This is a genomic window from Gordonia westfalica (genome assembly GCF_900105725.1).
Classification (GTDB): Bacteria; Actinomycetota; Actinomycetes; order Mycobacteriales; family Mycobacteriaceae; genus Gordonia; species Gordonia westfalica.
This window is the reverse complement of sequence record NZ_FNLM01000036.1, coordinates 302,620-322,811: the sequence shown is the minus strand read 5'-3', so window position 1 is coordinate 322,811 and position 20,192 is coordinate 302,620. Positions and strand designations below refer to the sequence as shown.

The window sequence follows — 20,192 nt, the reverse complement described above, 5'->3', positions numbered from 1 at the left end:
ATGCGCGCAGTGACCTGGCAGGGCAAACGACACGTGTCGGTGGAGACGGTCCCCGACCCCGAGATCATCGAACCCACCGACGCCATCATCAAGGTCACGTCGACCAACATCTGCGGCTCCGACCTCCATCTCTACGAAGTCCTCGGGCCGTTCATGAACGCCGGCGACATCCTGGGCCACGAGCCGATGGGCATCGTCGAGGAGGTCGGCTCCGACACCGGCGACCTGAGGGTGGGGGACCGTGTCGTCATCCCCTTCCAGATCTCCTGCGGCTCATGCCTTTTCTGCAACGATGGCCTCATGACGCAATGTGAGACGACCCGTGTCACCGAACAGGGAACGGGTGCCGCATTGTTCGGCTATTCGCAGCTGTACGGATCGGTGCCCGGTGGCCAGGCAGAGTATCTCCGTGTGCCGCAGGCGCAATTCACCCACATCAAGGTGCCGCTGGAGAACCCGGATTCTCGCTACGTGTACCTGTCGGACGTTCTCCCGACCGCATGGCAGGCCGTCGAGTACGCCGAGATACCCAGCGGGGGAACGGTTACCGTGCTCGGACTCGGCCCGATCGGCGACATGTCCGCTCGCATCGCCGCCCATCAGGGCGCACGGGTCATCGGCGTCGACCGAGTCCCGGAACGACTCGCACGCGCGAAGGCACGCGGCATCGAGACGGTGAACATGGACGAGGTCGATGATGTGGGTGATGCCATCCGCGACCTCACCGGCGGACTCGGTACCGACTCGGTCATCGACGCGGTGGGCATGGAAGCGCATGGTTCACCGCTGAGCAAGGCGATGCAGACCGTCGTCGGATTGCTACCCGACGCGATCGCGCGCAAGGCGATGTCGGAGGCGGGTCTCGACCGACTCGGCGCGCTCTACTCGGCCATCGACATCGTCAAGCGCGGCGGGACGATCTCGCTGTCCGGTGTGTACGGCGGGGCGGCGGACCCGCTGCCGATGCTGACCATGTTCGACAAGCAGATCCGGCTGCACATGGGGCAGGCCAATGTGAAGCGCTGGGCCGACGACATCCTGCCGCTGCTGACCGACGAGGACCCGCTCGGGGTCGACACGTTCGCCACCCACGAACTGCCCCTCGATCAGGCGCCGGACGCCTACGACAAGTTCCAGCGCAAGGCCGACGGCATGGTCAAGGTCATTCTCAAGCCCTGACCGGGACACACCGTCGGGCGACCCCGAACGGACCTGAGGACCCACGCCGGCGATCGGCATGGGTCCTCAGGATCCGGTCGGACGTGCGCCCGAGGTGTTCATGCGTGCTTGAGCAGGGGTTCCTCGTACTCGTCGTCGGCGACCTCTTCGCGCAGTGTCTCGAGGATCCGGGTGAGAAGCCTCGACACGTGCATCTGGGAGATGCCGACCTGCCGCGCGATCTCACTCTGGGACATCGAACGGAAGAACCTCAGAGTGAGGATCGTCCGTTCCCGCTCGGTGAGCCGCGCGAGCGCCGGCTGGAGGGTCACGAACTCCTCGATCATGTCGAGTCGCTCGTCCTCGTCACCCAGGGTGTCGGCCAGCGTCCAGCCGTCGGTGGACGAACCCGCCTCGGCGTCAATGGAACTCGCGGTGTACGCCGAGCGCGCGACCATCCCTTCGATGACCTCGTCGACAGGCAATCCGAGGTGTTCGGCGATCTCACTCGGGCGCGGCGACCTGCCGAGAGACTGCAGCAGCTCCTCACTGGCCTTCGCGATGTTGAGTGAGGCCTCCTGCGCACGCCGTGGCACCCTGATCGACCACGTGCTGTCCCGGAAATACCTCTTGACCTCGCCCATCACGGTCGGAACCGCGAAAGCGAGGAAATTGTTGCCGCGCTCGACGTCGAACCTGTCGACCGCATGCATGAGACCGATCCGCGCGACTTGGCGCAGATCATCAACCGGTTCTCCACGGTCGGAGAACCTTCGTGCGACGTGATCGGCAAGCGGTAGACACCGCTCGATCACCTTGTCGCGTCTTTTCGCACGTAAGTCCTCGTCGCGCTCACCGCGAATCTCGCGCAGCAGAGGGAGGACGTCGCTGTAATCATCGTGCTCGGCGCGTTCTTGTGCCGCCATTAGTCACCACCCAGACGTTCAATCTTGACGACCGATGGGCTGAAGAGCTGCCCTATCTAGCATGGATTGCGATGTGCGCACGCGACTCGACGCGCATCGGTACTAGACAATCATGTTCTTCGTCGCACGTCCACCTCCGGCGTCTCACGATGCGGGATTTTTGACGTGCGAACATTCCCCGCGCCACCTTGTTCGTCGCTCGAAGGACCCGTAGGGTGAGGGAAAGCGGTTCAGGTTGGAGCCGCCACTCTGAGCGACGGGCACCCAAGGCTCGTCGGCTCGCAGATATCACGGCTTATCTCCGTTTCGGACGATCGTGAACTTGGGGTCCGGCCGGCAGCGGCCGGACACGAACCGGGTTCGATCATCGGCTGATCGCCTGCGCTACCTGCAACTGAGATGAGCACCTCATGCCACTCACCACTTCCATCGTCTTCCGCTCGGCGTTCGACGCCGATGGCTCGACGGCCAGAACATCCACCCGACGCTTCGATTCTGCCAAATCGTATTGCGTTCAGGGCTTTTCCGGGAGCGTCGACCTCGAGACGGCTGCCGACTTCGCCGCCGCTCTCGACCGCATCGTCCTCGATCGCGTCAACGGCGTGGTCCTGGACTTCCGGGCGGTGAACTTCTTCGGCACCGTCGGGCTCGTGCTGCTCCGGTCGTTCGTCGAGGACACCGGGAAGCGCTCGATACCCGTTGCCCTCGTGGGCGGGCGCATTGTCAGTCGCCCACTCGAGGCAGGCGGGCTGTCCGACAACCTGCACGTCTTCGAAACCACCGACGAGGCGGGCCGCGCCCTCACCGACGGCTAAAGCGGTTCCAGCACAACAGAGTTCGCGATCTCCGAGTAGGTCTCGACACCTCGCCCCGGCAAGGTCACCGCTTCAGGGTGATCTGTCGGGCGATCTCGGCCAGCTTGGTGTTCGACTCCTGGGACAGCTTCTTCAGGAGTTCGAACGCCGCGAGGGCGTCGATGTCGAACCGTTCCATCAGGATGCCCTTCGCCTGTCCGATCACGTCGCGATTGGCCAGGGCGCTGTGGAACTGCTGATCCTTCTTGATGGTGTTCCATGCCAGAGCCGCGTGGGTGGCGTAGACGACGCCGACGTCCTCGGCGTGCATGTCGAAGACGTTCGGCTCGTCGGCGAACAGATTGAGCGCACCGATCTTGTTGCGGTTGGCGAAGAGTTGGAAGGACAGCACCGAGCGGATCGGCACCTCGTCCAGTGCCAGACTCCGGTACTTCGGCCACCGCTCGTCGTTCTCCAGGTCGTCGACCCGCACGACACGATCGTGGAGCGCGGCAGAGAGGCACGGTCCCTCGCCGACCCGGGCCTGGATTCGATCGTGGATCTCGGCGACCTCATGCGACGCCCCGAACGATTCGATGGATTTCCGGTCGGTCGCTACGGTCAGCCCGGCGTACTGGGTCCCGGGGATCTCCGTCACCGCGCCCGCGACGATCGTCTTCGCCACCTGTTCGTCGTCTGCGTCGTCCCCGTGCAACTCGCGTGCCAGTTCAGCGATGCGGAGATGCACGTCGTCGGTCGCTTCGGTCACGATCGAACTCCTCTCCGGCGGCCGACCGCGTCGCGGTGTCGGTTCGGGCCGCCGTTTCTGATACGAACCCGAGTACCCAACGTAGCGCCTGCAAACCTCATGAACGGGGTTTCAGGGTCTCTGAACGACACTCCTCATCCACATGGCGCTCTGGCAGGCTTGCCCCATGCTCCCCATCCTCGACCTCGGCGACGCCGACACCGATACTGCGACCTTTCGTGCGGCGCTCCGCGAGGCAGCCCACGATCACGGGTTCTTCTATCTGACGGGCCACGGTGTGCCGGCCGAGTCGTTCACCGAGGTCCTGCGGCTGGCACGCGACTTCTTCGCGCTACCCGGCGAGGTCAAGAACGAGATCAGCCAGCTCCAGAGCCCGCAGTTTCGGGGGTACTCACGGCTCGGCGGCGAACTCACCAACGGCAAGGTGGACTGGCGCGAGCAGATCGACATCGGCCCGGAGCGGTCCGTCATCCCGGACGCGGGGGGCTACTGGCGACTGCAGGGGCCGAACCTCTGGCCTTCCTCGCCCGCCGGTTTCCGCAACGCCTTCGAGGAGTGGGGCACTGCACTGTCCGAGGTCGGGCTGCGGCTGCTGCGGCACTGGTCGGTGTCGCTGGGGGCCCCGGAATCCTTCTTCGACGCCGCGTTCGCGGAGCTGCCGGCCACGCTGATCAAGGTGGTGCGATACCCGGGTACCGCTGACAGCACGCAGGGCGTCGGCGCACACAAGGACTCGGGAGTCCTCACCCTGCTGCTCGTCGAACCCGGTTCGGAGGGGCTGGAGGTCGAGACCGCGGAGGGCACCTGGCTCGAGGTCCCTCCCGTCGAAGGTGCGTTCATCGTCAACATCGGCGAACTCCTCGAGGTCGCGACCGGTGGGTACCTGCGAGCGACCCGGCATCGCGTCCGCGCGCCGCGCCCCGGGTCCGACCGGGTCTCGATCCCCTTCTTCCTCAACCCCGCCCTCGACGCGGTCATCCCGATCATCGACCTGCCGCCGGAGTTGGCAGCTGCGTCGCGCGGCGTCGAGGCGGATCCGGACAACCCGATCTTCAACACCTATGGCGAGAACGCCTGGAAGTCGCGCACCCGCGCGCATCCCGACGTCGCGGAGTTGCACCACGGAATCATCCCGTCCCAGCCCGCGTCGGCGTACTGACCCTTTCGGTCGGGCTGAGCAGAACTGTCTGATCCACGCCGCGCACGCTCTAGGGTTTCGGCGTGTTCGATGTGCGCAAGCTGGCGGTGTTAACCGAGGTGGTCCGGTGCGGCTCGATGAGTGCTGCCGCTGCCTCGACGCGATACACGACGTCGGCGATCTCCCAGCAGATCACCGCACTCGAACGCGAGATCGGCCATCAGTTGCTCGTACGCACCTCGTCCGGCGTGCATCCGACGCCGGCCGGCGCGCGACTCGTCGACCATGCCGCAATCATCCTGGCGGCGATCGACGATGCCGAGCGCGACCTCGCGCGGGCGACAAACCCGGAATCCGGGGTGGTGCGGATCGCCTCCTTCTCCAGTGCCGCGTCGGAGATCCTGCCGCGCACCGTCGCCCGGATGCGTGAGGCCTTCCCGCGGACCGAGATCCGCCTGGTGGCGGCCGACCCCGACGACGGCACGGACCTACTGCGCGAGGGCGAGGTCGAGGTCTGCGTGATCACCGAGGTCCCGGGTGACCGGAGCGAGCACCGAGACCTCTGCACCACAACACTGTTCGACGACGAGTTCTTCGTCGTACTCCCTTCTGGTCATCGACTGGCGAATGTCCGCGAGGTCCCGCTCGCGGCCCTGGCCGGCGAGCAGTGGGTGGTGAGCTCGGCGACCGGCAGCTGTCCGGATGCCCGCGTCTTCCTGGACTCCTGCCGCCGTGCCGATTTCACGCCGTCGGTCTCGTTCCGCGCGGAGGACTATTCGACGGTCCAAGGCCTGGTCGCCGCCGACCTCGGGGTGTCTCTGGTGCCCTCGCTCGCGTTGCGAAGTGCGCGAACCGATGTCGTCGTACGTCCGGTCGCCGGCACGCCTCCGGTACGTCGTATCGCACTCGCGACGACAACCGCTCCCACCCCCGGGAGCCCGCTCGCGGCGCTGCTGTCGGCGGCCCGGACCGTGGGGGCGCCACGATCCCGGCCGTCCTCCGGCCGAGCGGCGTACACCGTTCCTGCACAACCTGTAAGCGTTGCTTGACGCATAGCCGGATCGGCTCGGCGAGACCCTAGCGTAGGCGCGAAACCAGTCGTCCACGAAAGGATCTCGACGATGGCCCCCACGTCCGCCACCGACACTCCCGCGATCTCCGGGATTCAGAGCGTCCCGGTGCTGTCCGATCCAACATCCGCGCTCGCCGCCGCCGATTCCGTCGCCGCCGCGATCGGCGCGGGCTCCCTGCAGCGCGAACTGGACGGGGTGCCGCCGGTCGAGGAGCTGCAGATCGTCGCCCGCTCCGGACTGCTGGGCATCCTCGTGCCCGCCGAACACGGCGGACCCGACCTCCCGCAGTCGGTCGCGGTCGAGGTCATCCGACGCCTCGCGCAGGCCGATTCGGCCGTCGGACAGCTCCTCCTCTCGCATTTCGTGCTCAGCGCGGGTATCCGTGGCCTCGGCCGCAGCGAGCCGGCGCCGACGATCTTCGCCGACATCCTGGCCGGCGCGCAGCTGGGCAACGCCTCGGCTGAGAACGGCACCCGAACCGCTGTGGAGCGCAGGACCACCGTCCGCCGTCTCGACGACGACACCTGGCAGCTCGACGGCAAGAAGTACTACGCCACCGGATCACTCGGCGCCACGTGGATCGGCGTCGGAGCCCGCATCGAGGGCACCGACCACGGCGCGACGGTCTTCGTCCGGGCCACCGATCCGGGTGTACGGCTGAACCTCGAGGCCTGGTCCTCGTTCGGACAGCGCGGAACCGCCAGCGGGGAGGTCGTTCTCGACCAGGTGGTCGTGCCGGATCATCTGGTCCTCGACGAGGGCCCCGATCCGGACCCGGCCACCGCCGACCCGTCCGTCCTGGGCGCCTTCGACCAGGCCCTGCACACCGCGATCGATGTGGGGATCGCGCGCGCCGCACTCGACGACGGCGCCGAGTTCGTCCGGACCCGGTCGCGGCCGTGGTTCGAGGCGCAGGTGGAGCAGGCCGCCGACGAACCACACGTCGTCCGCCGGTTCGGCGAGCTCACCGCCCGCCTGTACGCACTCGAAGCCCTGCTCGAGAAGGGCGCCGGCCTGATCGACGCAGCCCGGACAGAAGTCGAGTTGACCCGCGATTCGGCTGCTGCGGCGTCGTTGACGGTGGCCGCGGCGAAGGCACTCGCCCAGGAGTTCGCGGTCGAGATCGCCTCCGGTGTACTGGAACTCGCAGGCGCGTCGGCAACCGATCGCAAGTACGGACTGGACCGGCACTGGCGCAACGTCCGGGTCCACTCCCTGCACGACCCGGCCCGGTGGAAGAACGTCCACCTGGGCAACAACACCCTGCACGGCACGCGGCCGCCCCGGCTCGGCGTCCTCCTCTGACACCTGAGTTCCGATTCTCCTGACACACAAGGATTTTCCATGACCAACTTCTATCTCACCGGCAGTATCAACGTGCCCGATGTCGATGCGGCCTTCTCGCTCGTCGGCACCGACCTCCAGCCCGCAGTGCTCCGCGTTCCCGACGGCGAACCCGGCGACCGCGCCAACTGGGTCCTCACCCAGAGTCCGCTGTTCCTCGAGAACCCGACCCTCGACGTCGTCGACGGCCGCGGCCGCGTGAAGCCGGGTGTCGCAGTCGAATTCGGCGACGTCGACTACCACTCCACCGCTGCGGCGTCGTACAAGCGTTTCGTGGCTGCCCGCGAGAAGGGCATCCTGGTGCCGGAATCCCGGTTCCTCGTCTCGATCCCGACACCGTTCAATGCCGTGAACTCGTTCGTGGAGTTCGACTCCCAGGTCGAGGTCGCGCTGGCCTACGAGCGAGCACTCCGGCAGAGCGTCGAGAAACTGTTCACCCTCATCCCGGCGATCGATCTCGCCGTCCAGTGGGATCTGCCGACCGAGCTGGCCACCGTCGAAGGCTGGTTCCGGAATCCGTATGCGGGGCATGAGGCGATCTTCGCGGCGACCGCGCGTCTGGCGTCGTGGATTCCCGACGACGCCGAGCTGACGTTCCATCTCTGCTACGGCGACTCGAAGTTCGGGGCGTCACCGTTCATGGGCGATCCGCCGGACGCCGAAGCCGCCGCCCGGGGTGGCCGTCACATCCTGCCCCGCGACGCGTCGGCCATCGTCACCGTCGCGAACGGACTGTCGCGGCACGTGTCCCGACCGATCGACGCCATCCACGCCGCGACGGTCGCCGCCTGGAATCGTCGCGCGCACTGGCAGCCGTTGCAGAATCTCGCGGTCGAGCCGTCGACCGAGATCTTCCTCGGCCTGCTGCACGCCGAGGACGGCGCGGGCGGCGCGCGGAAGCGTGCCGCGATCGTCTCCGAGTTCCTGCCCGACTTCGGGATCTCCACCGAATGCGGGCTCGGCCGGCATTCGCAGGCCCAGCTCGACGCCGTCGTGAGCGCGTACCGCGAACTCGCCGAGAGCCGCGAGCTGGCCACCGCCTAGCCGTAAACCCTGCAAACCCACCCTTTTTCGGCAGATCCTCCACCCTGCGGGGTGGTGGGTTCGCCGAAAAAGGGTGGGTTTGCTGTGCGTCACACCAGGTCGGACGCCGGCGCGTGCTCGTCGAGCAGCGGGGGCGCCGACAGATACTTCGGCGGAGTGGCACTCATCCGGATCGGGTTGGCCACCGACCGGAATGGTGAGTCCCGGCGCGGATCGTCGATCTCCACGACCGGATCGAGACCCAGACGTTCGGCCAGCGCGATGGCGTCGGCGATGTCGTTGAGCGGGCCGCACGGCACCCGCCGCGCGGTGAGTGCGTCGAACCAGTGATCCGCGCTCGCCGTTGACAGCGCCTCGTTCAGGATCGCCACCAGCTCTTCCCGATTCGCCACCCGAGCACTGTTCGTCGCATACCGCTCGTCGACGGGTAGTTCGGGGCGTCCGAGGACCTCGCACAGCCCGGCGAACTGACGGTCGTTGCCGACGGCCAGCACGAACGGACGATCCGCGGTCCGGAACACCTCGTACGGCGCGATGCTGGGATGCCGGTTGCCCATCGCCGTCGGAACCACGCCGGCCGCCACGTATCCCGACGACTGGTTGGCCAGTGCCGAGATCAGCGACGACAACAGGTTCACCTCGATGCGCTGCCCCTGACCGGTCCGGTCACGGTGCCGCAACGCCGACAGGATGCCCACGGCCGCATGCAATCCCGTGATGACGTCGACGACCGCGACACCCACCTTGGTCGGTGTCTGCGGGTCGGGACCGGTGATGCTCATCAGTCCCCCGACCGCCTGGATGAGCAGGTCGTAACCGGGGAGCTGATTGTTCCCCCCGAATCCCGTCACCGAGCAGTAGACGATGTCCGGCCGGCGGTCGGCGACCGCGTCGTAACCGAGGCCGAGGCGATCCATCGTGCCGGGCATGAAGTTCTCGACGACGACGTCGGCCCGATCGACGAGGCGCCGCGCCTCCTCGAGTCCCGCGGGATCGGACAGGTCGATCGCCACCGACCGCTTGTTGCGGTTGACCGAGAGGAAGTACGACGACTGGTCGCCCACCCAGGGCGGACCCCACGACCGGGTGTCGTCGCCGACGCCGGGCCGCTCGACCTTGATGACCTCGGCACCGAGGTCGGCGAGCAACATCGTCGCGTACGGCCCGGCGAGCACCCGGCCGAAGTCGGCGATGACGAGTCCGTCGAGCGCCGCGCGCTCGCTCACCGGAAGGCGGCCTGGCCCGTGAGGGCGCGGCCGATGGTGAGCTGGTGAACCTCGGAGGTGCCCTCGTAGGTGAGGACGGACTCCAGGTTGTTGGCATGCCGGATGACCGGGTACTCGAGCGTGATGCCGTTGGCGCCCAGAATGGTTCGGCATTCGCGGGCGATCTTGATGGCCTCGCGGGTGTTGTTGAGCTTGCCGGTGCTGATCTGCTCGGGGCGGATCTCACCGCGGTCCTTCAGGCGACCCAGGTGGTAGGCCAGCAGATGTCCCTTGCCGACCTCGAGCGCCATGTCGGCGATCTTGGTCTGGGTGATCTGGTAACCGGCGAGCGGCTTGTCGAAGACCTCGCGCGACTGCGAGTAGTCGATGGCGGTCTCGAGGCAGTCTCGGGCAGCGCCGATCGCACCGAAGATGATGCCGAAGCGGGCCTCGCCGAGGCTGGTCAGCGGTCCGCTCAGGCCCTGGGCCTTCGGGAGCATCGCCGAGGCGGGGAGTCGGACGTTGTCGAAGACGAGCTCGGAGGTCACCGACGCACGCAGCGACATCTTCTTGTGGATCTCCGGCGCGGAGAACCCGGGGGTGTCGGTGGGGACGACGAAGCCGCGGATGCCTTCATCGGTCTGCGCCCAGACGACCGCGACGTCGGCGATCGAGCCGTTGGTGATCCACATCTTGGTGCCGTTGAGCAGCCAGTCGTCGCCGTCACGCTTGGCGTTGGTGCGCATGCCGGACGGGTTGGAGCCGAAGTCGGGTTCGGTCAGGCCGAAGCAACCGATCGCCTCGCCGGCGGCCATGCGCGGCAGCCACTCGTTCTTCTGGTCCTCGGAACCCCAGTGGTGGATCGAGAACATCGCGAGCGACCCCTGGACCGACACGAGGCTGCGGATACCCGAGTCGACGGCCTCGAGCTCGAGGCAGGCGAGACCGTATGCGGTCGCGCTCGTGCCCGGGCAGCCGTAGCCCTCGAGGTGCATACCGAGGGCACCGATCTGGCCGAGTTCCTTGGCGATCTCCCGGGCCGGCAGCTTCGCGTCCTCGAACCAGTCGGCGATGTGCGGACGCAGACGCGAGTTGGCGTAGTCGCGAACGGTGTCGCGGATCGCGATCTCGTCGGCGTCGAGCAACGAGTCCAGGGCGAAGAGCTGAGACAAGGTGCTGGGTCGGGACATCGGAACCTCCGGGGGTCGGGCCTGTAACTGATCGTGCAAGTTCAGCGAGAACGTTTGCGAGAACGTTTGCATGGACTAACGTAGGTGCTCCGGAGCACCTACGTCAACAACAGGGATGGGGGCCAGCGTGACCGGTGGTCAGCGGACGCCGACGCTCAAGGAGATCGCGAAGGCCGCGGGTGTCCACGTGTCGACGGCGTCCCGGGTTCTGCGGCAGTCCGAACCGGCCGACGGGTGGTCGGAATCGGCCCTGCGGGTCCGCGAGGTCGCCGATGAGCTCGGCTACCAGCGCAATCTCTGGGCCGCGAGTCTCCGTACCCGCAGGACCACGACCCTCGGCGTGGTGATGACCCGACTCACCGACGGCGTGGTCGCCACGACCTATCAGGGCATCGAACAGGAGGCGACCCGCGCCGGCTACTCGGTGCTGCTCTCCAGCCCGCCCGACGACCCGGAAGCCCAGCGTGCGGCCATCGAGCTGCTCGTGGGACGGCAGGTCGACGGCCTCCTCCTCAGCGGCTTGCACCGACCGGGGAAGGACTTCATCGCGTCGCTGCGGGTCGGCGACGTCCCGATGATGACGCTGACCCGGCATGCCGACGCCGGACTCCCCTTCGTCGGCGGCGACGATGTGCGCGGCGGCGCACTGGCCGCACGCCACCTGATCGACCGCGGGTACACCGACCTCGCCGTCATCTCGGGTCCCACCCACGCGACGACGGCGACGGACCGCCTGGCCGGCTTCCGCGCCGAGACCGCCGCGGCCGGGATCGAGCTACCCGATCATCGCGTCGTCCCGTCGAGTTTCGAGGTGCGCGGCGGAACCGAGGCCGGGCGGATTCTGCTCGACACACCGAACCGGCCGCGCGCGATCTTCGCGGTGTCCGACACGATCGCCGTCGGCGTGCTCGGCGTCGCCCGCGACCTCGGTCTGCGCATCCCCGAGGACCTGGCGCTCGTCGGTTACAACGACATCCCGATCGCGGCGCAACTTCCCGTGCCGCTCACCACGATTCACTCCCCCGCCCTCGAGATCGGCCAGACCGCGGTCCGCGGGCTGCTGGATCTGACGGCCGGACGCGACGTGGAGTCCCGCCGTCTCCCCGTCGAGCTGATGGCTCGCGGCACCACCTGACGGTCTCCGCACCCCATGGCCTACTCGGTGACGCCGAGGTCGCCCGGCAGGGCCGCGTAGAGGCAGTCGATGAAGGCCCCGACCGCCGGATTCCGCGACTCCGGGTTGCGGGCCACCATCAACGGCGTGGTCGGCGACCCGCTGATCGGCCGGATCGCGATGTCGTCGGTACGGAAACGCGACACCGACGCGGGCAGGATCGAGATCCCGACATCGGCGGAGACGAAGCCGAGCACCGTCTCGTGATGGATCGCCTCCTGGACCACCCGCGGCTCGGCGCCGTGGGGGTGAACAACGACCAGATCTGGGCGACGTAACCGGGCATCAGATGCGCAGGGAAGAGGATCAGCTTCTCTTCGAGCAAGTCGGCGATCTCCACCTCCGCCTTCCTCGCCAACCGATGTGTCGCCGGCATGACGGCCACCAGCGGCTCCTCCACCAGCACCTCGGCGGTGTACCCGGGCCCGGACCCGGCCGATCGGATCAGGCCGACGTCGAGGTCCCCTTGCGACAGCGCGTCGATCTGCTCACGCGTCGTGAGAGGCGCGAGGTCGAGCTGAACCTCGGGACGCCGGTCACGGAACATCCGCAGGCCCGGGCCGAGAACGGTCCCGCTCGCCGAGCTGACGAACCCGACCCGGACCCGCCCGCGCTTCCCGGACGCATACGCCCGCACTTCGGCCACGGCCTCGTCGAGCGAACCGAGGATGTCACCGACCCGGACCGCGAAGATCTCACCGGCGTCGGTCAGTGAGACGCGCCTCGTCGATCGATGGAACAGGGCGGTGCCGACCTCGCGTTCGAGCTCCTTGATGTGCGCGGTCAGCGGCGGTTGCGAAATGTGCAGCCGAGCCGCGGCCCGACCGAAGTGCAGCTCCTCGGCGAGGACCTGGAACGAGCGCAGGTGTCGTAACTCCATCGGATTATTCTGCGCCACAGAATAATGGGCGTGCAATACATATTGGAGTTTCTCTTATCGAGGACGTCTACTTGATGTACCGATCAACCGACTCCCACTCACCCGACTCCACAAGAGGGGATCACCGCCATGTCGACGATGACCCATCGCGTCACCCGGCTCCGCGACATCGCCGAGACGCCGTGGCGCAACGGCGCCGGACGCACCCGGCGGATCGCCACCGTCGGTGGCGACGACGGGCCGGACTGGACTCTCAGCCTGGCGAACATCGACGCCACCGGACCGTTCTCGACCTTTGACGGCCTCGAACGCGTCGCGCTCGTGGTCGGTGCCGATCCGCTGATCCTGACGGTCGACGGAGACGCGCGGCACCTCGACAGCCTGGACCGGGTGAGGTTCGCCGGCGAGAGCGTCGTCGACGCGACGCTCACGCGCGGACCGACCATGCTCCTCAACCTGATGGTCAGGCGCGACGCCGGCACCGGCGAACTGACGTTGCAGCACACCCACGGCGATGCGGTACTCGACGCCGTCGAGGGAGCAGCCTGGGTCCTCCTGTCCGGCTCGCTCACCGTCGGCGGGGAGACACTCGCACCGTTCGACACGCTGTCACTCGAGCAGGGACGACTCGACGTGAGCGGCGATTCCGTACTCGCCCGAGTGACCATCCGAGCGCCGTATTCGACACCGACAGTGAGGAATTGAGAATGGCAGACAACACACACGTCGGTTCGACGGTGAGCGGCCTGATGGCCGAGATCGCCGGCATCGGCACGGATGCATCGCGAGGCGGTTACAGCCGGCCCGTGTACTCGAGTGCCGAACTCGAACTGCGCGAATGGTTCACCGCGGCCGCCACGGACCGCTCCCTCGACGTCGAATGCGATCGCAACGGGATCATCTGGGCATGGTGGAACCCGACCGGGGCGCCACTGTCCGATGCGGTGGTCACCGGGAGCCATCTCGATTCGGTGCCCGGCGGCGGCGCCTTCGACGGCCCTCTCGGCGTCGCCTCGGCCCTCAATGCCGTGGACATCCTGCGGGCCCGGAACATCGAGCCGGCACGCCCGCTCGCACTCGCCGTGTTCCCGGAGGAAGAGGGCTCACGTTACGGACTCGCCTGTCTCGGTTCGCAGTTGATGACCGGGGCGGTCTCGGTCGAACGTGCCATGGGCCTCACCGATGCCGATGGCACCACGTTCGCCGAGCTGGCCGCCCGCAACGGCCTCGACCCGGCTCACATGGGACGCGACGACGAACGTCTCTCCCAGATCGGGTGTTTCGTCGAACTCCACGTCGAGCAGGGCCGCGGCCTCATCGACCACGGCTCGCCCGTCGCGATCGGGTCGTCGATCCTCGGCCACGGCCGATGGCTGCTCTCCTTCTCGGGGCAGGGCAACCACGCCGGGACGACGCTGATGAACGACCGCAGCGATCCGATGGTGGCCGCGGCCGCCACGGTGATCGATGTCCGGCGCCTGGGCAAGCTGGTCGACGGTGCACGCGCGACGGTCGGCAAACTCGATCCGGTTCCCGGCGGCAGCAACGTGATCGCCTCGCGGGTCGACGTGTGGCTCGACGTCAGGCATTCCGACGACGGGGTCGTCGCCGCTCTCGTCGCCGACATCGCCGCGGCGGCACGCGAACACGCGGCCGCCGAGGGCTGCACGATGACGCTGACCGAGGCCTCGATGAGCCCGCGCGTCGACTTCGACCCCGCGCTGCGCGGACGGTTGTCGTCGATCCTGCCCGACGCCCCCATCCTCCCGACCGGCGCCGGACACGACGCCGGCGTCCTCAAGGAGCGTATCCCCACCGCAATGTTGTTCGTGCGCAACCCGACCGGTATCTCGCACTCCCCCGAGGAGTACGTCGAAGACCCCGACGCCGATCGCGGCGGCGACGCCCTCGCCACCGTTCTCGCCGAACTCCTCGGCTGAACCGAATCCTTCACACCCCCAACGCTTCATCCCCCTGACCTCAACCGAAAGGTGAACTGCCATGGCAACCACAACTGTTCGTTATCTCATCGTCGGCGGCGGACTCGAGGGTCTCGCGATCGCGTGGTCTCTCGCCGACCAGGGCGTGACCGATGTTCTCGTCGTCGAGCGGGACACCCTCTGCTCGGGAATGACCGGCAAGTCCAGCGGCGTCGTGCGCTGCCATTACGGCAACCCGTCGCTGGCTGCGATGTCCTGGTACGGCGTCGACATCTTCACGCGGGCCACTGAGCTCTTCGGCGACGACATGGCCTTCCAGCAGTGCGGATACGTGGTGGGCGTGGGTGAGAACAACATCGCGCCGCTGGAGGCGAACGTCTCCATGATGCAGGGCCTCGGGATCGACGTCTCACTCATCGGTCACGACAAGATGGCCGAACTGTGGCCAGGACTGCACCTCGACGACTTCGCCGCTTTCGCCTACGAGCCGCTCGGCGGACGTGGCGAGGCCTACATGGCCGGTATGGCCTTCGGCGCGTCCGCCCGCAAACTCGGGGTCAAGATCAAGCAGTCGACCGCGGTCACGGAACTCCTGCAGGACAGCAGCGGTCGAGTCATCGGCGCGCAGCTCGCCAACGGCGACGCCATCCACGCCGACACGGTCATCGTCGCCGCCGGCCCGTGGACCCCGCAGCTGACCGCCGGTGTCGGCGTCCCGGTCGACGTGAAGGCACAACGCGCGCAGCTGGTTCTCATCGACCAGGGCGAACCGACGCCCGTCGTACCGGTGCTCTCCGACCTCGCCGGCCTCTCCTACATCTGCCGCGAGCCCAACGGCGAACTGCTCATGGGCAATTCGGACCATTCGGCGCCCGAGTACATCGACCCCGACAACTACATCAATCGCGCCGACGCGAGCACGGTCGACAAGATCGTCATGAAGGCGGGGCATCGCCTCCCGGACATGCCCGACCCTCGCATCACCAGTTCGTATGTCGGCGCGTACGACGTCACACCGGACTACAACCCGATCATCGGTCCCGCTCCGGTCGACGGCCTGTTCCTCGCGACCGGATTCTCCGGCCACGGCTTCAAGATCTCTCCCGCCGTGGGCAAACTGGTCGCCGACCTCCTGCTCACCGGCACCACGACCCTCAAGAACGTCGACCCGCGCGACTTCCGGTACTCGCGCTTCGAAGAGGGCGACCTGCTGCTGAGCCTCAACCCCTACGAGGGAGCCGGCGAGATGCGCTGATCTGATCCATCAGTGTGGCAAGGGCGTGGACGCGCAGTGCGGGCCGGGTACACGGCCCATACTGCGCGTTCTGCGGTCTCCTCAGAAATGCTGCGCGCCACCGTCGATCGAGATCTCCTCGGCGGTGATGAACTTCGACTCGTCGGACGCCAGGAAGGCCACCACGTTCGCGACCTCGTCGGCCTCGGCGGCGAACTGGTTCAGGAAGGTCATCCCCATGCCGGCGAGACGCGGGTTCGCCTTGTTCGTCTCCTCGATGCGTTCCACCATGCGCCCGGAGCCCATCGGCGTGATCACCGCACCGGGGTGCACTGTGTTGACGCGGATGTCGTGCTGTCCCAGCTCCGCCGCAAAGGCACGCGACATCCCGACCAGCGCATGCTTGCTCGTCGTGTAGTGGACCATGAAGGGCTGCAGCTTCTTCCCGGCGAGTGAGCTGGTCAGGATGATCGATCCCCCACCGCGGTCGATGAGATGCGGAGCCGCAGCGGTGACGGTGTTCCAGACGCCGGTCACGTTGATGTCCATCGTGTCGCGGAAGCTCTGCGGGGTCACCTCATCCCACGTCTCGGGGATGCAGATACCCGCGTTCGCGACCACGACGTCGAGCCCGCCGAGTGCCTCGACCGCGTCGCCGACGGCCGCGGAGAGTCCGTCGAGATCTCTGGTGTCACAACGGGTGAGGACAGCCTTGGCGCCGAGGTCCTCGACCAGCCGCCGGGTCTCGGCGAGATCGTCCTCGGTGGCGGGATCGTACGGAACGCCCGGCAGCGGCCCGGCGAGATCGACGCCGATGATCTGCGCACCCTCCGACGCCAGCCGTACCGCGTGGGCCCGCCCCTGACCTCGGGCGACGCCCGTGATGAACGCGACCTTGCCTGCCAGCCGTCCCTGCGCCGAAGATCCCACGTGCCGAACCCCTTTCATCTCCCCGGACCCTACCGCCGAAGCCCTGGGTCCGAGGAGATTGTCACCGAATCAGTGCGTCGAGGCGGCCTCCGCACCGATTCCGGTCTCCGCCCGCACGATCATCTCGGCGAACTTCTCGTCGTCGTGACCGGCATCCTCGATGGTGCGCCCCGAGAGCAGGGATCCCAGCACGCAGGCGGCGAGGCCGAGCGGCAAGGTGATGATGACCGGCAGCTGTATGCCGAGAGGTGCGTCGCCGCTGCCCATCCAGAGGGCGTCGGTCAGCATGAGGGTGAGGATCGTCGAGATCAAACCGGTGAGGATTCCCCATCTGGCCCCGACTGCGGTGAAGCGCCGCCAGCTCAGACTGAGCACCAGCGCCGGGAGATGAGCACTGCCGGCCACCATGAACGCCATCCCCATGAAGTAGGTGATGTTGGTGTCGTCGCCGATCATGAGGGTGGTCCCGATCGCGAAGACACTGAACACCACTGCGCCGTAGCGGGCCACCCGAGCCTGCTGCTCCTCGTCGACCTCGACCGCCGGGTCACCGGCGCCACGGTTCGCCCGGACCAGCGACGGCCACACATCCCTCGCGAAAGTGCCGGCGGCGGAGATCACCACGCCGGCGACCACCGCGACGATCGAGGCGAAGGCCACTGCCGAGACGAGCGCGAGCGCGAGCGAGCCGCCGAGAGTTCCCTCGCCGCCGCCCAGCTCCGTGACCAGCACCGGTGCTGCGAGGTTGCCTCCGGGACCGACCTTCTCGGAACCGTCGCCACCGAGAACAGCAGCCGCGCCGAAGCCCATGAGGACGACGATCAGGTAGAACATGCTGCACAGCGCCACGGTCCATCCCAGCGAGCGACGCGCGCTTCCCGCCTCCGGCACGGTGAAGAACCGGATCAGGATGTGCGCCATGCCGGCCGTGCCGAGCGCGAAAGTCAGTGCGTAGGAGAGCAGGTTGATCGTTCCACCGTCGCCGAAGATCACGCCCGGGGTGAAGATCGCGTCGCTCTCCACGGCGTGCTCGGTGGCCGACGAGAACAGGAGAGGGAGGCTGAAGCCGAACTTCGCCAGCACGCCCAGCGCGATCACCGCCGCGAGAATGGCCAGGATGGAGGACTTGATCACCTGAACCCAGGTGGTGGCGACCATCCCGCCGACGAAGACATAGACCGCCATGAGGGTTCCCGCGACGAGCACCGAAACCCAGAACGGGACTCCCGAGATCGCCTCGAGAAGTGTGCCCGCGGCGACCAACTGGGCGAGCAGGACGAACGTTCCGGTCGCGACGGTGCTGAGGGCGACGGCCACACGCACGCCACGGGACTCGGTCCGGAAGACCAGAACGTCGCCGATCGTGTACTTGCCTATGTTGCGCATCTTCTCTGCGAGGAGCAGCAGGACCGGGATGAACGAGATGACCGAGGTGAACAGGATGATCGTTCCGTCGACACCCTTGTAGAAGATCAATCCGGTGGTACCCAGGAAGCTGCCCGCCGAGATGAACTCGCCGGAGATGGCAAAGCCGTTCTGCCAGCTCTTGATCGACCGTCCCGCAGCGAAGAACCCGTCTGCACTGCGCGACCGTCGCGCCACCGCGAAGGTGATCCACAGGGTCAGCGAGATGACCGCCACGCAGATGGCGATGGCCAAGAAGTCGGTGTCGTTGCTCATGCCGAGTACTCCCTCGTCGAGATGCCCGTCGTGTCGGCGTCCCTGATGACCGCCGTCACCGCGGCGGTCGCAGAGTCCGCGGCCGGTTGTAGATAGGTCGCCGACAGCTTGAAGTAGGAGAACACCAGAACCCAGGTGCCGACGAACTCCGCGAGAACCACCCACAGAGACAACGGAATTCCGGCAATCATCGTGCTACCCAGGGTTTCGGGGAAGTAGGCGAAGCCGACGATGAACGCCGCGAACAGCGCGATCGTCGCAACGCCCAGGCCGATGGTGACGGTTCGGCGACGCCGACGCAGTTCGACGATCTCGGGCAGGGCCAGCATGTCGGTCCAGCGCACCCCGGCCGCCGGCGTTCTCGGCTCGGTCACCGGTTCACCGCCGCAGCGCGTGCCGAGTCCAGCGCGAACTGATCCTCGTCCCATCCGTCGGTGAGCGGTCCGAAGAAATGGAAGCGCACCTTCTTCACCCGGTACAGCCACCGCCCGTCCTGCTTGACCAGCTCGTCGGTGTACCGACCTGCTGCGATCGACGCGATGCCGTCGAGTACGCACGGCTGCCACAGGAAGGACCGGGCAACGGCCCGGTCACCGTCGATCTCGATCTCGAGGTTGGTGATGAAGTGCCAGAACGATGTGAGGCCACCATCGGCGAGGCCTGCGAAGAAGGCCCGCATCTCGGTCTTGCCACGCGGGTTCGACAGGCCGTCGAACTCGCCGTCGTCGGTGAACAGGGCCATCAGGTCATCCCAGTTCCCGTCGTCGAGGTGACGGCAATACCGCGCGTCCAGCGCGCGGATCGCCTCGAGATCTTCGAGGCGCGTCACCCGCGCGGCCAGATCGGGTTCGGTGCTCGTGGTCATGCGCATCCTCCGGAGTCGGCCCGCGATCGGGGCCGTGTGGTTGATTACCTAGATTAACGCTCGTTCATGTGAGCCACACCATAAACCGACTCGATGGGAAGCGTCAACCGACCTCGGCTACGCGTCCTTGCTGGTCGGACGACTCCGCCTTACCCTGAGCAGATGAACACCCGATCGCCGTCGGCGACCGCCGCGTCCCGCGACCGCATACTCGACGCCGCGCTCGACGAGTTCTTCACCGCCGGATTCCACGGCGCGACGATGCGCACCATCGGCAATCGCGCTGGTTGCAGCGCCGCGAACGTGTACAACCACTTCGAGAACAAGTCCGATCTACTGGTCGAGATCCTCCGCACCGCGAGCGACGAGCAGTTCACCGCAACCCGTAACGCGATCCGCCGGGCCGGCAAGTCCCCCGCCGAACAGTGGCGTGCGGCGGTCGTCACGCATGCCCTCTACACCGCACAGAAGCCTCGCGAATGCCTGGTCGCGAACACCGAGCTGCGCTACCTGGGCGAGATCGACCGCAAGCGCGTCGTCGGCTCGCGTGATGCCCAGGAGCAACAGTTCATCGACATCGCCGAAAGGGCCGTCGACCAGGGTTTGTTTCATGTGGATCGCGTACACCAGGCGGTCACCGCGGTTCTCCTGATGTGCGCCGGAATCCCCGTGTGGTTCCGACCCGACGGACCGCGGACGGCAGAAGAGGTCGCGGAGGACTACGGCCAGTACGCGCTCAACCTCGTCGGATACCGGCCAGGGCTCGATCAGGCATTGACCGCCGGCTGACCCGGTGCTCTAATGGTGAACGACCGTTAATGAGTGATCGTGCCACCGACTCGATCCCT

20 protein-coding genes and 1 pseudogene are annotated in these 20,192 nt (G+C 67.1%); 11 read left to right on the top strand and 10 right to left on the bottom strand.

Annotation, left to right across the window (positions count from 1 at the left end; all coding sequences use genetic code 11):
- Positions 1-1,179, top strand: coding sequence for a zinc-dependent alcohol dehydrogenase (locus BLU62_RS27835; RefSeq protein WP_074853653.1), 1,179 nt, complete (start codon positions 1-3; stop codon positions 1,177-1,179).
- A 98-nt stretch (positions 1,180-1,277) separates the two neighbouring features.
- Here BLU62_RS27835 and BLU62_RS27830 read toward each other — a convergent pair whose 3' ends face one another.
- The gene (locus tag BLU62_RS27830) at positions 1,278-2,084 is read right to left on the bottom strand and encodes an RNA polymerase sigma factor SigF (RefSeq protein WP_074853651.1); all 807 of its coding nucleotides are present in this window, start codon (positions 2,082-2,084) and stop codon (positions 1,278-1,280) included.
- 410 nt (positions 2,085-2,494) lie between these two features.
- Here BLU62_RS27830 and BLU62_RS27825 point away from each other — a divergent pair, with 410 nt between their 5' ends.
- Positions 2,495-2,899, top strand: coding sequence for an STAS domain-containing protein (locus BLU62_RS27825; protein WP_074853649.1), 405 nt, complete (start codon positions 2,495-2,497; stop codon positions 2,897-2,899).
- A gap of 64 nt (positions 2,900-2,963) precedes the next feature.
- Here the strand turns inward: BLU62_RS27825 and BLU62_RS27820 are convergent, their stop codons facing one another.
- Positions 2,964-3,647: a GAF and ANTAR domain-containing protein gene (locus tag BLU62_RS27820; protein ID WP_074853647.1), complete on the bottom strand. Its 684-nt coding sequence runs from the start codon at positions 3,645-3,647 to the stop codon at positions 2,964-2,966.
- A gap of 166 nt (positions 3,648-3,813) precedes the next feature.
- On the opposite strand from BLU62_RS27820, the gene BLU62_RS27815 reads away from it, so the two are divergent.
- The 4 genes from BLU62_RS27815 to BLU62_RS27800 all read left to right on the top strand — a co-directional run bounded on the left by BLU62_RS27815 (position 3,814) and on the right by BLU62_RS27800 (position 8,246).
- Positions 3,814-4,806, top strand: coding sequence for an isopenicillin N synthase family dioxygenase (locus BLU62_RS27815; RefSeq protein WP_074854288.1), 993 nt, complete (start codon positions 3,814-3,816; stop codon positions 4,804-4,806).
- Between the two features lie 62 nt (positions 4,807-4,868).
- Positions 4,869-5,834 carry a LysR family transcriptional regulator gene (locus BLU62_RS27810; protein WP_074853645.1) on the top strand — a complete coding sequence of 322 codons (966 nt, stop codon included), beginning with the start codon at positions 4,869-4,871 and terminating at the stop codon, positions 5,832-5,834.
- A gap of 72 nt (positions 5,835-5,906) precedes the next feature.
- The gene (locus BLU62_RS27805) at positions 5,907-7,163 is read left to right on the top strand and encodes an acyl-CoA dehydrogenase family protein (protein ID WP_074853643.1); all 1,257 of its coding nucleotides are present in this window, start codon (positions 5,907-5,909) and stop codon (positions 7,161-7,163) included.
- Positions 7,164-7,202: 39 nt separating this feature from the next.
- Complete coding sequence (locus tag BLU62_RS27800; protein WP_074853641.1) at positions 7,203-8,246, top strand: hypothetical protein; 1,044 nt, start codon at positions 7,203-7,205, stop codon at positions 8,244-8,246.
- 89 nt (positions 8,247-8,335) lie between these two features.
- On the opposite strand, the gene BLU62_RS27795 is transcribed toward BLU62_RS27800, so the two are convergent.
- Both BLU62_RS27795 and BLU62_RS27790 read right to left on the bottom strand, forming a co-directional pair.
- Positions 8,336-9,472 carry a CaiB/BaiF CoA transferase family protein gene (locus tag BLU62_RS27795; RefSeq protein ID WP_074853640.1) on the bottom strand — a complete coding sequence of 379 codons (1,137 nt, stop codon included), beginning with the start codon at positions 9,470-9,472 and terminating at the stop codon, positions 8,336-8,338.
- Positions 9,469-10,641, bottom strand: a complete 1,173-nt coding sequence (locus BLU62_RS27790) for an acyl-CoA dehydrogenase family protein (RefSeq protein WP_074853638.1) — start codon at positions 10,639-10,641, stop codon at positions 9,469-9,471. The genes BLU62_RS27795 and BLU62_RS27790 overlap by 4 nt, the downstream gene beginning before the upstream one ends.
- Before the next feature lie 115 nt (positions 10,642-10,756).
- Here BLU62_RS27790 and BLU62_RS27785 point away from each other — a divergent pair, with 115 nt between their 5' ends.
- Positions 10,757-11,776, top strand: a complete 1,020-nt coding sequence (locus tag BLU62_RS27785; protein ID WP_074853637.1) for a LacI family DNA-binding transcriptional regulator — start codon at positions 10,757-10,759, stop codon at positions 11,774-11,776.
- Between the two features lie 20 nt (positions 11,777-11,796).
- Here the strand turns inward: BLU62_RS27785 and BLU62_RS34455 are convergent, their stop codons facing one another.
- Together BLU62_RS34455 and BLU62_RS34450 are read right to left on the bottom strand one after the other, a co-directional pair.
- Positions 11,797-12,042: a LysR substrate-binding domain-containing protein gene (locus tag BLU62_RS34455; protein WP_280141572.1), complete on the bottom strand. Its 246-nt coding sequence runs from the start codon at positions 12,040-12,042 to the stop codon at positions 11,797-11,799.
- Positions 12,043-12,164: 122 nt separating this feature from the next.
- A pseudogene (locus tag BLU62_RS34450) lies at positions 12,165-12,695 on the bottom strand (LysR family transcriptional regulator); the annotation flags it as partial.
- Positions 12,696-12,824: 129 nt separating this feature from the next.
- Between BLU62_RS34450 and BLU62_RS27775 the strand changes: the two are divergent.
- The 3 genes from BLU62_RS27775 (at position 12,825) to BLU62_RS27765 (ending at position 15,890) form a co-directional block, all read left to right on the top strand.
- On the top strand, positions 12,825-13,400 hold the full coding sequence (locus BLU62_RS27775; protein WP_084811959.1) for a HutD/Ves family protein: 576 nt from the start codon (positions 12,825-12,827) through the stop codon (positions 13,398-13,400).
- A gap of 2 nt (positions 13,401-13,402) precedes the next feature.
- Positions 13,403-14,635 carry an allantoate amidohydrolase gene (locus BLU62_RS27770; RefSeq protein WP_074853636.1) on the top strand — a complete coding sequence of 411 codons (1,233 nt, stop codon included), beginning with the start codon at positions 13,403-13,405 and terminating at the stop codon, positions 14,633-14,635.
- A gap of 61 nt (positions 14,636-14,696) precedes the next feature.
- On the top strand, positions 14,697-15,890 hold the full coding sequence (locus tag BLU62_RS27765) for an NAD(P)/FAD-dependent oxidoreductase (protein WP_074853634.1): 1,194 nt from the start codon (positions 14,697-14,699) through the stop codon (positions 15,888-15,890).
- 81 nt (positions 15,891-15,971) lie between these two features.
- Here BLU62_RS27765 and BLU62_RS27760 read toward each other — a convergent pair whose 3' ends face one another.
- From BLU62_RS27760 to BLU62_RS27745, 4 genes are all read right to left on the bottom strand, one after another.
- Complete coding sequence (locus BLU62_RS27760) at positions 15,972-16,799, bottom strand: mycofactocin-coupled SDR family oxidoreductase (RefSeq protein WP_244278421.1); 828 nt, start codon at positions 16,797-16,799, stop codon at positions 15,972-15,974.
- Positions 16,800-16,868: 69 nt separating this feature from the next.
- Positions 16,869-18,479, bottom strand: coding sequence for a solute symporter family protein (locus BLU62_RS27755; RefSeq protein ID WP_074853630.1), 1,611 nt, complete (start codon positions 18,477-18,479; stop codon positions 16,869-16,871).
- Positions 18,476-18,808, bottom strand: a complete 333-nt coding sequence (locus tag BLU62_RS27750; protein ID WP_099047942.1) for a DUF485 domain-containing protein — start codon at positions 18,806-18,808, stop codon at positions 18,476-18,478. Before BLU62_RS27750 ends, BLU62_RS27755 begins: the two co-directional genes overlap by 4 nt.
- A gap of 41 nt (positions 18,809-18,849) precedes the next feature.
- A complete protein-coding gene (locus BLU62_RS27745; protein ID WP_074853626.1) occupies positions 18,850-19,344 on the bottom strand; it encodes a nuclear transport factor 2 family protein in 495 nt (164 codons plus the stop codon).
- 162 nt (positions 19,345-19,506) lie between these two features.
- Here BLU62_RS27745 and BLU62_RS27740 point away from each other — a divergent pair, with 162 nt between their 5' ends.
- Complete coding sequence (locus tag BLU62_RS27740; RefSeq protein ID WP_074853624.1) at positions 19,507-20,133, top strand: TetR/AcrR family transcriptional regulator; 627 nt, start codon at positions 19,507-19,509, stop codon at positions 20,131-20,133.
- Positions 20,134-20,192: the final 59 nt, after the last annotated feature.

What these genes read in the sequence shown, in the direction of transcription:
- BLU62_RS27805 (WP_074853643.1), top strand. Translation starts at nt 5,907, where the DNA reads ATGGCCCCCACGTCCGCCACCGACACTCCCGCGATCTCCGGGATTCAG.
- BLU62_RS27765 (WP_074853634.1), top strand. Translation starts at nt 14,697, where the DNA reads ATGGCAACCACAACTGTTCGTTATCTCATCGTCGGCGGCGGACTCGAG.
- BLU62_RS27825 (WP_074853649.1), top strand. Translation starts at nt 2,495, where the DNA reads ATGCCACTCACCACTTCCATCGTCTTCCGCTCGGCGTTCGACGCCGAT.
- BLU62_RS27785 (WP_074853637.1), top strand. Translation starts at nt 10,757, where the DNA reads ATGGGGGCCAGCGTGACCGGTGGTCAGCGGACGCCGACGCTCAAGGAG.
- BLU62_RS27740 (WP_074853624.1), top strand. Translation starts at nt 19,507, where the DNA reads ATGAACACCCGATCGCCGTCGGCGACCGCCGCGTCCCGCGACCGCATA.
- BLU62_RS27815 (WP_074854288.1), top strand. Translation starts at nt 3,814, where the DNA reads ATGCTCCCCATCCTCGACCTCGGCGACGCCGACACCGATACTGCGACC.
- BLU62_RS27830 (WP_074853651.1), bottom strand. Translation starts at nt 2,084, where the DNA reads ATGGCGGCACAAGAACGCGCCGAGCACGATGATTACAGCGACGTCCTC.
- BLU62_RS27755 (WP_074853630.1), bottom strand. Translation starts at nt 18,479, where the DNA reads ATGAGCAACGACACCGACTTCTTGGCCATCGCCATCTGCGTGGCGGTC.
- BLU62_RS27800 (WP_074853641.1), top strand. Translation starts at nt 7,203, where the DNA reads ATGACCAACTTCTATCTCACCGGCAGTATCAACGTGCCCGATGTCGAT.
- BLU62_RS27745 (WP_074853626.1), bottom strand. Translation starts at nt 19,344, where the DNA reads ATGACCACGAGCACCGAACCCGATCTGGCCGCGCGGGTGACGCGCCTC.
- BLU62_RS27790 (WP_074853638.1), bottom strand. Translation starts at nt 10,641, where the DNA reads ATGTCCCGACCCAGCACCTTGTCTCAGCTCTTCGCCCTGGACTCGTTG.
- BLU62_RS27835 (WP_074853653.1), top strand. Translation starts at nt 1, where the DNA reads ATGCGCGCAGTGACCTGGCAGGGCAAACGACACGTGTCGGTGGAGACG.
- BLU62_RS27775 (WP_084811959.1), top strand. Translation starts at nt 12,825, where the DNA reads ATGTCGACGATGACCCATCGCGTCACCCGGCTCCGCGACATCGCCGAG.
- BLU62_RS27750 (WP_099047942.1), bottom strand. Translation starts at nt 18,808, where the DNA reads ATGCTGGCCCTGCCCGAGATCGTCGAACTGCGTCGGCGTCGCCGAACC.
- BLU62_RS27770 (WP_074853636.1), top strand. Translation starts at nt 13,403, where the DNA reads ATGGCAGACAACACACACGTCGGTTCGACGGTGAGCGGCCTGATGGCC.